Source organism: bacterium (assembly GCA_029210545.1).
Taxonomy (GTDB): Bacteria; BMS3Abin14; BMS3Abin14; order BMS3Abin14; family BMS3Abin14; genus JARGFV01.
Window position 1 is genome coordinate 1 of the sequence record JARGFV010000091.1, and the last position, 10,415, is coordinate 10,415.

Annotated in this window: 12 protein-coding genes and 1 tRNA gene; 1 reads left to right on the forward strand and 12 read right to left on the reverse strand. The window is 58.4% G+C overall.

Going from position 1 to position 10,415, the window contains the following annotated elements; all coding sequences use genetic code 11:
• Window positions 1-342: 342 nt before the first annotated feature.
• On the reverse strand, window positions 343-1,320 hold the full coding sequence (locus P1S46_09525) for a sensor domain-containing diguanylate cyclase (GenBank protein MDF1536721.1): 978 nt from the start codon (window positions 1,318-1,320) through the stop codon (window positions 343-345).
• A gap of 180 nt (window positions 1,321-1,500) precedes the next feature.
• Entirely contained in the window at window positions 1,501-2,094 is a 594-nt protein-coding gene (coaE, locus tag P1S46_09530) for a dephospho-CoA kinase (GenBank protein ID MDF1536722.1), read from the reverse strand.
• A gap of 183 nt (window positions 2,095-2,277) precedes the next feature.
• Here coaE and P1S46_09535 point away from each other — a divergent pair, with 183 nt between their 5' ends.
• Window positions 2,278-2,823, forward strand: coding sequence for a biotin transporter BioY (locus tag P1S46_09535; GenBank protein ID MDF1536723.1), 546 nt, complete (start codon window positions 2,278-2,280; stop codon window positions 2,821-2,823).
• Between the two features lie 254 nt (window positions 2,824-3,077).
• Here P1S46_09535 and P1S46_09540 read toward each other — a convergent pair whose 3' ends face one another.
• From P1S46_09540 to atpE, 10 genes are all read right to left on the reverse strand, one after another.
• Window positions 3,078-3,350: a hypothetical protein gene (locus tag P1S46_09540; GenBank protein ID MDF1536724.1), complete on the reverse strand. Its 273-nt coding sequence runs from the start codon at window positions 3,348-3,350 to the stop codon at window positions 3,078-3,080.
• Between the two features lie 268 nt (window positions 3,351-3,618).
• A tRNA-Pro gene (locus P1S46_09545) sits at window positions 3,619-3,695 on the reverse strand.
• 248 nt (window positions 3,696-3,943) lie between these two features.
• Window positions 3,944-4,360 (reverse strand): F0F1 ATP synthase subunit epsilon, encoded by a 417-nt coding sequence (locus P1S46_09550; GenBank protein MDF1536725.1) that lies wholly within the window; start codon window positions 4,358-4,360, stop codon window positions 3,944-3,946.
• Window positions 4,361-4,372: 12 nt separating this feature from the next.
• Window positions 4,373-5,788 (reverse strand): F0F1 ATP synthase subunit beta, encoded by a 1,416-nt coding sequence (gene atpD / locus P1S46_09555; GenBank protein MDF1536726.1) that lies wholly within the window; start codon window positions 5,786-5,788, stop codon window positions 4,373-4,375.
• A gap of 80 nt (window positions 5,789-5,868) precedes the next feature.
• The gene (gene atpG / locus P1S46_09560; GenBank protein MDF1536727.1) at window positions 5,869-6,726 is read right to left on the reverse strand and encodes an ATP synthase F1 subunit gamma; all 858 of its coding nucleotides are present in this window, start codon (window positions 6,724-6,726) and stop codon (window positions 5,869-5,871) included.
• A gap of 50 nt (window positions 6,727-6,776) precedes the next feature.
• Window positions 6,777-8,294, reverse strand: a complete 1,518-nt coding sequence (gene atpA / locus P1S46_09565; GenBank protein ID MDF1536728.1) for a F0F1 ATP synthase subunit alpha — start codon at window positions 8,292-8,294, stop codon at window positions 6,777-6,779.
• Between the two features lie 6 nt (window positions 8,295-8,300).
• Complete coding sequence (atpH, locus tag P1S46_09570; protein ID MDF1536729.1) at window positions 8,301-8,846, reverse strand: ATP synthase F1 subunit delta; 546 nt, start codon at window positions 8,844-8,846, stop codon at window positions 8,301-8,303.
• On the reverse strand, window positions 8,843-9,436 hold the full coding sequence (locus tag P1S46_09575) for an ATP synthase F0 subunit B (protein MDF1536730.1): 594 nt from the start codon (window positions 9,434-9,436) through the stop codon (window positions 8,843-8,845). Before P1S46_09575 ends, atpH begins: the two co-directional genes overlap by 4 nt.
• A gap of 8 nt (window positions 9,437-9,444) precedes the next feature.
• A complete protein-coding gene (locus tag P1S46_09580) occupies window positions 9,445-9,870 on the reverse strand; it encodes a hypothetical protein (protein ID MDF1536731.1) in 426 nt (141 codons plus the stop codon).
• 161 nt (window positions 9,871-10,031) lie between these two features.
• Window positions 10,032-10,286 (reverse strand): ATP synthase F0 subunit C, encoded by a 255-nt coding sequence (atpE, locus tag P1S46_09585; protein MDF1536732.1) that lies wholly within the window; start codon window positions 10,284-10,286, stop codon window positions 10,032-10,034.
• Window positions 10,287-10,415 lie beyond the last annotated feature (129 nt).

Genomic DNA, 10,415 nt, shown 5'->3' on the forward strand with positions numbered 1-10,415 from the left:
AAAGTCCAATCCGGGACTTTTCGCTCCACGGAAAGGGAAAAGCGTCGTTTTCCCTTTCCTCACAAATCAATGACTTAGGGTGTGGGTCATTGATTTGAGCGCCCCGCGCGGGGCGCGTTGATGGACTTTTTGCGAGTCCATCAACTTTTAACCGCATCGCGGTTGGTATGAGGTAGCGTTCCGGACCTATAAGGGCAACCGCTTCAGGACGGGACATGGCGGATTTCCGCAGGGGTTTGTCTTGGTGTCGGTCTACTGGATCGGGTAGATCGCCGCAGGTTCAGACGCGACAAAGTGAGTGACACCTGTTTAGCGTCACCCGATGTGCTTGTCAACCTCTATTTATTTGACGTGACAGGCATCGCCCCCCTGCCTGCGGGCCTCCATGAGGGCGTCATCGACCCTGCTGATAAGGGCCTTCTCCCCTTCGGCGCTGTACATGGAAAGACCGATACTCAGGGTCGTGGGGGGATCACTCGGGATGGGCAGCCTGTTTTTGGCCTCGATGATCCTCTCGGCGATCTCACGGGCAGCCTTCTCTTCCTCCCCTACAAGGAGCACATGCCACTTTGACCCTACCCGGCACGGCACGTCCAGGCTGCACACCTCGCCATCGATGATATCCGATATGGCCATGAGAAATTCATCTCCCTTGAGGTGACCGTACATGGCGTTGTACTCCTTGAATTTGTTGAGACGGATATCCATGAGGGCTATTTTGGAATCCAGTTTTTCAGCTCTTTGCACCTCCCTGTGGAGCTCCTCGTGCCAGAACTTGAAGGTGTAAAGCCCTGTCATGGGGTCGATATTGGATAAGGAAAGGACCTTGTCGCCGAGGCTGCCATGGTCCAGGACCAGGGTACACAGGTTGGCCAGGTCCCTTATGATCGTTTCACGATCTTTTGCAAAGCCGTCCGGATCACCGCTGGAAAGGTACATGAACCCCACCTGCTTGCCGCGGATCCCCATGGGCATGGCCAGGAGGGAGGCAAATGTGTGCTCGAATGTATAGCCAGGGCTCCCGGCACGCTCGTCCTCGCTGGTCATGATGAAGCTGGTGGTGGCGCCTGCCATCTCCCTGATCAGCCCCTCGAAGGGGCCGGAGTGAAACTTTTTGACAAATTCATTGCTCCACCCCTTGGCGTTGACGACCTTGAAGGTGCCGGCCCGCCCATCCACCAGGATGATGGCCACGGCCAGGCAATCAAAGGAATCCTTGATGCCCTGGAGGGCAAGGCTCAGGATCTCCTCGCTGGTAAGGGATGAATCAACTTTTTCGAGGATCCCCCGGATCAGGTCCAGTTCGTTTGTCGAATTCACAGCCTGCCTCCTTTCCGATCAGAAACATGAGTGAAAAACAGATGCGTCCGCACAATGCTGGTGATCACGTCGAGCGAAGATGGCATGCGGTTGCAAGAAAGGTGCATCCGATTATGCTGAAATTATAGCAGAAAGCCGGGCGACCAACCAACCGGAAGGTCTGTCAGCCTGCCCCATACGCTAAACCATCTGGTCGAGCACGGACCGGACCTGGGACCTTGTCTTCCCCACGGGGCCGCTGTTCTCAACGATCCAGGAAGCGACACGCTCCCTCTCCCGGTCGTCTGCCTGGTGGGCCATGCGCAAAGCCGCCTCGTCGCGAGTATACCTGCCAGACCTTACGAGGCGGTCCATACGCACATCTTCAGGGGCCGTCACCAGGACGACACCGTCGTAGTGCCCTGCTCGATCCCCCTCCGCCAGCAGGGGAACCTCCACCACAACCACCGCGCCGGGGTCTTTCCTCAGAAGTTCCCTCACGACCTTGTCCTCCGCTTCCCTGATCAGGGGATGCAGGATCGATTCCAGCTTTTCACGCCGGGATGGGTCAGAGAAAACGTGACCGGCCATCTTTTTTCTATCCATTTGACCTTCCGGAGTAAAAAAGCTGTCTCCAAAGGCCTCCCGGACCATCCGGGACCCTCTCGTCCCGGGTTGGATCACCCGTCGGGCGATCTCGTCGGTGTCGACACCCTTGGCCCCGAACTCCTCGAAGATCTCACGAACCGTGGACTTGCCGGACCCCAGACCTCCGGTGATGGCGATCACCGGCACGGCGAATACCAGTCCAAAGACCAAAGACCAATGGCCAAAGTAAAGGTCAAACCTATTGGAACCGCAACTTTTTGCATAACCCCTTTGGGCCTTGGGCCTTGGGCTGCACTATTTTTCTGGACTTCATGTCGCCCCCATATTAGATTACCAACCAACTCAAATCAATCAGTCATGGAGAAGCGCATGACCCGGTCCAGAACGAAAGACATCGTGCTCGTGGCCCTGACCGTGGCCCTGACGACAGCGGGAGCCTACCTGAGGCTGCCCATCGGGCTTGTTCCCATCAGCCTTCAGACCCTTTTCGTCCTGCTGTCCGGCGCCATTCTCGGTCCCTGGGTGGGCGCTGCCGCCATGGCGAGCTACATCGTGCTGGGGCTCTCCGGCCTTCCCCTGTTCACCGGCGGCGGCGGACCTCAATATATCCTGTCACCCACCTTTGGCTTTCTCCTCTCCTTTCCCCTGGCCTCGATGGTGGTGGGTCTCATCATCCCTCCGGACGGCCGATACGGGACTTTCCGCAGACTGGTGGCCCTTGTTTCCGGTACCCTTGTCATTTATCTGGTAGGGGTCCCGTGGCTGGGGCTGAACCTCCATATCGTTCAGGAGAAGAATCTGGGTGCCGGGACCCTGATGATGATGGGGATGGTGCCATTTCTTCCGGGCGATCTGCTCAAGGTGGTCTTCGCGACCCTGCTTATCGAGCCGGTCCGTCGGGCCCTCCCTGGCTGAAGAGCCTTGGAGCGCTCCCCCACACGCCGTCTGCCGCTTTCGATACCGTCTCGAACACCTTTTCATTGACGTACCCGCAGACGCCGCACGGTTGGCAACCGCAGCCGGAACAGCTACCCACCCGCACCCCTCACCCCGGCGATCACTCCCGGATGCAGACCTCACCCTTTTAAAACGTCCAGGTAACGAACCCGCTTCCCAGCATCCGTCCCCAGAGGGGTATTTCGCCTTCCCGGAAAAGAGCTGACCTCAACTCATCGCAGTCCACCGGGGGGTCTCCTTGTATATTGACCGTCGAATAAGGCGTCGTCGAAGAAAAGATAGATCTCTGACAGGAACCCGGTGTGGTAGTTCACCAGGATAAGAAAGATAAGGGACACGATCATGGTCATGTAGAAGATCACGGTAGCCTCAGCCCGGCCGGCCTCGATCCTGGGAGCCAGGAACCGGTGCACGAACAGCCACACCAGGGTGCCCAGGAAGGCGAGATAAAGGATGAAAAACCCGAAGGTTAGAAAATATAGCATCGGTCAGTGGCCAGGAAGATTCCCTTGAGAGTCAGAAAGCCGTTAAGGGTCATAACGATTCAGGATATGAAGGAGAAGGGGGAAGGTCAAGTAATAGTAATGGTAATGGTAATAGTAATGGTAATGGTCGAACAACAATGATCTGGGGTCTGGGGTCCGTGCGGAAGGCAGTCGGAACCTGTTTCCCCACTCTGGATATTGGACTCTGGACTCTGGACTTCCGACCAGAAAAAAAGGGGCCCGGCACAAAGCCGGGCCTTTTGTTTTCTGGTCGGGATGGCGAGATTTGAACTCGCGGCCTCATGGTCCCGAACCATGCGCGCTACCAAGCTGCGCCACATCCCGTAATGCTGTTCTTCGTGAAACAGACGCCTATTATAGGCACCAGACTTTAAATGTCAAAGGGAGAGAGATGATAAAAACAGATCCAAGATCCAAGATCTAATATCCAAGAAGAATGAGCGGGTTCGCCATGTGGCACCCCATTAAAAACAATTGAAAACAATGGGTTGTAAACACAGCCCAAAAAGAAAGAGCGCTTTTCGCAAGGCGCCCTTTTCCTGGATCCTGGATTTTGGTTCTTGGACTCGCCTCTATTTTTTTCCAGCCACCTGGACCCTTATCACTGCTTTTTCCAGGCGGACCTTGGCCCTCTCGTAATCCGGGTCGTCCTTGCCGGCGGTGAGCATCTTCTCGGCCTCTTCCAGAGCCATGCGCGCCCGGTTCACATCGATCTCGGTGGCCCTTTCGGCGGCCTCCACCAGGACCTTGACGCTGCCTCCTGTCACCTCCACGTATCCCCAGGAGACAGCCAGGTGCTCAGCCTTGCCCCCGGTACGGTAGACGAGTTCCCCCACCTTGAGGGTGGTGAGGAACGGGATGTGCCCCTCGAGGACTCCGAACTCCCCTTCGATACCGGGAAGGACGACCTCGTCCACCTCTTCCGAGACGACGACTCTTTCCGGCGTGACGATCTCGAGCATAATCTTTCCGCTGGTAGCTTCTGCCATGGTCTAGTCCGATCAGGCGGCCGATTCGGCCAGCTTCTTGCCCTGCTCGATGACCTCTTCGATGGTTCCCACCATGTAGAAGGCCTGCTCGGGCAGGTCGTCATGCACTCCCTCGACGATCTCCTTGAACCCGCGGATCGTGTCTTCCAGCTTGACGTACTTGCCGGGGGTGCCTGTGAACTGCTCGGCCACGAAGAACGGCTGTGAAAGGAACCGCTGGACTTTCCGGGCCCGGGAGACGATAAGCCTGTCATCCTCGGAGAGCTCATCCATGCCCAGAATCGCGATGATGTCCTGGAGGTCTTTGTACCGCTGGAGGACCTGCTGGACCGCTCGGGCCGTATTGTAATGCTCCTCGCCAACGATCCTTGGGTCAAGGATCCGTGATGTGGAGTCGAGGGGGTCGACGGCCGGGTAGATCCCGAGCTCGGAGATCTGCCGTGAGAGGACCGTTGTCGCGTCAAGGTGCGAGAAGGTGGTCGCCGGAGCCGGGTCGGTGAGGTCGTCAGCGGGAACGTAAATGGCCTGCACCGAGGTAATGGACCCCTTCCTGGTGGAGGTGATCCGCTCCTGCATCTCGCCCATCTCTGTGGCCAGGGTGGGCTGGTATCCCACGGCGCTGGGAATCCGTCCCAGGAGGGCCGAAACTTCGGAACCGGCCTGGGTGAACCGGAAGATATTGTCCACGAAGAGGAGCACGTCCTGGCCTTCCTCGTCACGGAAGTACTCGGCTGCGGTAAGGCCCGAAAGTCCCACCCGCAGGCGGGCTCCGGGAGGCTCGTTCATCTGGCCGTAGACCAGGATCGCCTTGTCCAGGACCTTGGACTCCTTCATTTCGAGCCAGAGGTCGTTCCCCTCACGGGTCCGCTCACCGACGCCCGAGAACACCGAAAAGCCGCCGTGCTCGATGGCGATATTGTGGATCATCTCCATGATGATAACGGTCTTTCCGACACCGGCGCCTCCGAACAGGCCGATCTTGCCGCCCTTGACGTAGGGTTCGAGAAGATCGATAACCTTGACGCCGGTCTCGAGGATCTCGGTCTCTGTGCTCTGATCCTCCAGGCTCGGCGCCTCCCGGTGGATGGCCCAGCGCGCCTCGCTCTCGATGGGCCCTATCTCGTCAACGGGATCGCCCGTGACGTTCATGATGCGGCCCAGGGTCGACCTTCCCACCGGAACGGTGATGGGTCCGCCTGTGTCCTCGCCTTCCATCCCGCGGATAAGACCGTCGGTGGAACTCATGGCCACTGTCCTGACGACGTTGTTGCCCTCGTGGGACTGGACCTCGGTGATGAGGTCGATCTTCCGCCCCCCGGATTCCGCCCGGATCCTGATGGCGTTGTAGATGGCGGGCAGTTTGGCGGGCTCGAACTCAAGGTCAATAACGGGCCCGATGATCTGTGTGATTCTGCCGATGTTCTTCACGGAGTGTTCCCCCTTGTTAATGAGGTCTCGTGTTCTTTGCTGGTATCTCATACAGCCGTGGCCCCATGGCTACGGCCGGCTTATTTCATCGCTTCCTTGCCGCTGACAACCTCGATGAGCTCGGTGGTTATCGCAGCCTGGCGTGTCCTGTTGAACAGGAGGGTCAGCTTGTCGATCATCTCCTCGGCGTTCTTGCTCGCCGCCTCCATGGCGGTCATCCGGGCACCGTGCTCGCTGGCTATCGACTCCAGGAAGACCCTGTATACCTGGACGTTGATGTGCCGCGGCAGGAGCTCTTTTAGAAGGACTTCCTCGGAGGGCTCGAAGGTGTATTCCACCGCGTTGACCTCTTCCGTGATGTCCATGGGCTTGATGGGCAGCAGCTGCTCCACGATGACCTTCTGCTGGATAGCCGACTTGAACTCGTTATAGACCATGAAGACCTGGTCGAACTCCTCGCTGAGGTAGTTTTCAACCATGTCGTTTCCGATGGCGGCAGCGTGCGAGAACGAGATGTCGGAAAGGATGTTCAGGGACACTTTCCGGATTTTTCTATCCCGGCGCTTGAAGTAATCGGAAGCCTTCCGGCCGACGAGGTGGAGGGTGAACTCCCAGTTCGGGTGCTCATTCATGAACCGCTCGGCCCGCCGGATGATGTTGGAGTTGAACGCTCCGCAAAGCCCCCGATCGGAGGTCACCACCAGCAGGTCCACCTTTTTCGGCTCCCTTGTAACGAGGAGAGGGTGGGCCTGGGGGTTGGTTCTCAGGGCGAGGCTCGAAAGAACCTCCAGCATCTTGTGAGCATAGGGCCGCGACGCCAGGATGGCTTCCTGGGCACGGCGAAGCCTTGATGCCGCCACCATCTTCATGGCCTTGGTGATCTGCTCGGTGTTCTTGACCGACGTGATCCGCCGCTTGATATCCCTCAGGGTGCTCATGTGTTGTCTCTGTTCTCCTTAGGGTCGAAGTCTTCCGCTCGCTCTGCTCACTATCCGTAAACGAACTCTTCCTTGAACCTGGCAAGGGCGCCGTCCATCCTGCCCTTGATGTCGTCGGTAAACTCGTTTTTCTCGGCCAGTTCTTGCATGAGCTCGCCATAACGGTTGTCCATGAAGTGGTAAAGCTCAACCTCGAACTTGCCCAGGGCTTCCACGGGGTAGCCGTCGATGTGTCCGTTGGTGGCAGCATAGATGAGGACAGCCTGCTTGGACACCGGCAGAGGCACATACTGGCCCTGCTTGAGGATCTCCACCAGCCTCTCGCCCCGTGCCAGCTGCATCTGGGTCGCCTTGTCAAGATCCGACCCGAACTGGGCGAAAGCCGCCATTTCACGGAACTGGGCCAGTTCGAGGCGAAGCCGGCCTGCCACCTGCCGCATGGCGCGCACCTGGGCGGAACCGCCGACCCTGGATACCGAGATGCCCACGTTGATGGCGGGCCTGATGCCCGAAAAAAACAGGTCGGACTCGAGGAAGATCTGTCCGTCGGTGATGGAGATGACGTTGGTGGGGATGTAGGCCGAAACGTCACCGGCCTGGGTCTCGATGATGGGCAGGGCCGTCAGGGAGCCCCCACCCTCTGCGTCGCTCATCTTGGCGGCGCGCTCCAGAAGTCTTGAGTGGAGGTAGAAGACGTCCCCGGGGTAGGCCTCGCGGCCGGGGGGGCGACGGAGAAGCAGGGAAAGCTGCCTGTAGGAGGCGGCGTGCTTGGAAAGGTCGTCGTAGATAACCAGGGCGTGCTGACCGTTGTCCCTGAAGTGCTCGCCCATGGAGCACCCGGCGAAGGGTGCGAGGAAAAGCAGGGGGGCCGGCTCGCTGGCGGTTGCGGCGACGATGATGGTGTACTCCAGGGCGCCCTGCTCTTCCAGGTCACGGGCGACACGGGCCACGGTAGACGCTTTCTGTCCCACCGCGACGTAGATGCAGATGACCGGGTCGGGGGAGTGCTGCTGGTTGATGATGGTGTCGATGGCCACAGCCGTCTTGCCTGTCTGGCGGTCGCCGATGATGAGCTCCCTCTGGCCGCGGCCGATGGGGATCATGGAATCGATAGCCTTGATGCCGGTCTGGAGTGGCTCCTTAACCGGCTGGCGCTTGACGATACCGGGTGCGATAACCTCTACCAGGCGGGTGGCTTCGGCCTCGATGGGGCCCTTGCCGTCGATGGGCTGGCCCAGGGCGTTGACCACCCTGCCGAGCAGGCCTTTCCCGACGGGGACCTCAACGATTCGCCCGGTGCGCTTGACGATGTCGCCTTCCTTGATGAGCTGATATTCACCAAGAAGGACAATACCCACGTTGTCCTCCTCGAGGTTGAGCACCATCCCGAAGACCTCCCCGGGCAGCTCGACGAGCTCACCGGCCATGGCGTTCTCGAGGCCGTGAACACGGGCGATCCCGTCACCGGTGGACAGGACGATCCCTGTCTCCTTGACGTCAACCGTCTTTTCAAACCCCTCGATCTGTTTCCTGATAATCTCGGTTATCTCTTCAGCTCTTATCTGCATCGCGACCTATCTCCCCTTGCTGAGGCTGTCTTTGATCAACGCCAACTGGTTCTTGAGGCTTCCGTCGTAGACCTGGCTGCCCATGTAGGCGACCACGCCTCCGAGCAGGCTCTCGTCCTCCTCGATCTCGAGGATGACGTCCTTTCCGGATATCCTGGAAAGGGCCTCCTTTATCTTGTCCTTCTCTTTGTCTTCAAGTTTCGAGGCCGAAACGACCATGGCCCTGGTTCGGTTTGTCAGCTGGTCCGACAGATCCCTGTACGACCGTGAGATCTCACCGATGCCGAGGATCCGGTTCTTCTCGTTGAGAACGTGGATGAACCGCATGGTCAGTTCCTGGATGCTCCCTTTTCTGAGGATCTCCTCCAGGACCTTTTCCTTGATCTTATGGGCTATGGTGGGATCCGAAAATACGTTGACCAGGTCCGGGTTTTCGGCGAACAGCCCGGAGATCTGCTCCAGTTCCTGCCCGACCTCGGTTACAGAGCCGGCTTCCTGCGCCAGGCCGATAACCGCCTTGGCATAACGTTTTGCCAGGACGAACCCGATCACTGGTTGGCCTCCAGCTTCTCCAGATATTCTGCGACAAACCTCTGGTGGTCCTCAGGGGTTACCTTCCGGCTGATGATCTCCTCAGCCAGGGCCACGGCAGCCGCTGCCGCCTCCCGCGTCAGGATATCCTGGGACTTCTTGAGTTCCTGTTCAATGGCCGCCGCGGCCTCTACTTTGAATTTTTCCACCGAGGCCTCGGCGTCGGATAAAATCCTCGCCTTCTCCACTTCCGCTTCTTCCCTGGCGTTGGCGATGAGCTCCTCGATCTCCTTGTCCACCCCGGCCAGCCGATCCTCGGCTTCCTTCATGCGGACCTCGGCCTCCTTGCGTGCCGCCTCGGCATTCCGGATCATGGTGCGTACCGACTCGATGCTGTTGCGGACGGCCTCCACAGCCGGTTTCCGGGCGAAGTACAGGAGAGCGCCTACCAGGACCGCGAAGTTGATGATCCGCATGACCAGGTCGTAGATGGCCTTGCCCCCGCCCTCGTTTCCTTCACCGCCGGTAGCGGCGAAAGCCAGCACGGGCACCAGGGCCGCGGCCAGAACCAGAACAAACCGCCCAGGGGCAGGTCGCATCAAAATTTTCATGGTTGTCCTCACAACGCCCTCCCCACCAGCCTGGCTATAATAGCCTGGGCGAGGGAGTTCGCTTCACCCTGAAGGGCCTGCCTGGAAAGTTCGGCCTGTTCAGCGATCTTCTTCCTGGCGCTCTCGAACTCCGCGTCACTGTCTTCCCGGGCCTTCAGGAGGACCCTTCGGAACTCGCCAAGGGCCTCGTTTCGAAGGGAGGTCCTGATCCCCATGGCTTTCAGCTTGGCGCTGTGCAGCCTGGACTCGTACTCCTCGATAGTCTCCTGTGCAAGGCCGCCCAGCCGCTTTTTCATTTCGGCGGACTCCTTGACGAGAGCCTCCCTTTCGTCCAGGACGCGAAGAACGGGCCTGAAAAGCAGGTAGTTGAGAATTACCAGTAAAATCAAAAAGTTGGCAAGCTGGACCAATAAGGTAAAGTTAACGCTGATCAAGTCGGCCTCCGGCTCATTGTATACAAAATATTGTATGTCAAAGCGACCCTCAAACTATTAGAAGACGCTTTGACTGTCAACCGTTTTTCCCGTGCCGACAGTCGTTGGAACCTGCCCCTGACAACCTTGAAAATTTTTCTTCGAGCCACTCTGCCAGTCCATCAACCCTTGACAACGAAGATCAGGAGAAGGGCGATGACAAGGGCGTAGATACCCGTGGACTCGGCAACCGCCTGCCCGACAAGCATGGTCCTGGTGAGAAGGCCCGCCTGGTCGGGGTTTCTTCCGATAGCTTCGCAAGCCTTGCCGGCGGCAAAACCCTCGCCGATGCCGGGGCCGATGGCTCCAAACCCCATGGACACACCCGCACCCAGAAGAGCCGCTGCGCGGATCAGTTCAATTCCTGTGATCTCCATAATCTGCTTTCCTCCTTGAGTAAAAACGATCCCGAAATTAAAGAATCAAACTCTGACAGGGTCGCAAAAAGTCCAATCCGGGACTTTTCGCTCCACGGAAAGGGAAAAGCGTCGTTTTCCCTTTCCTTA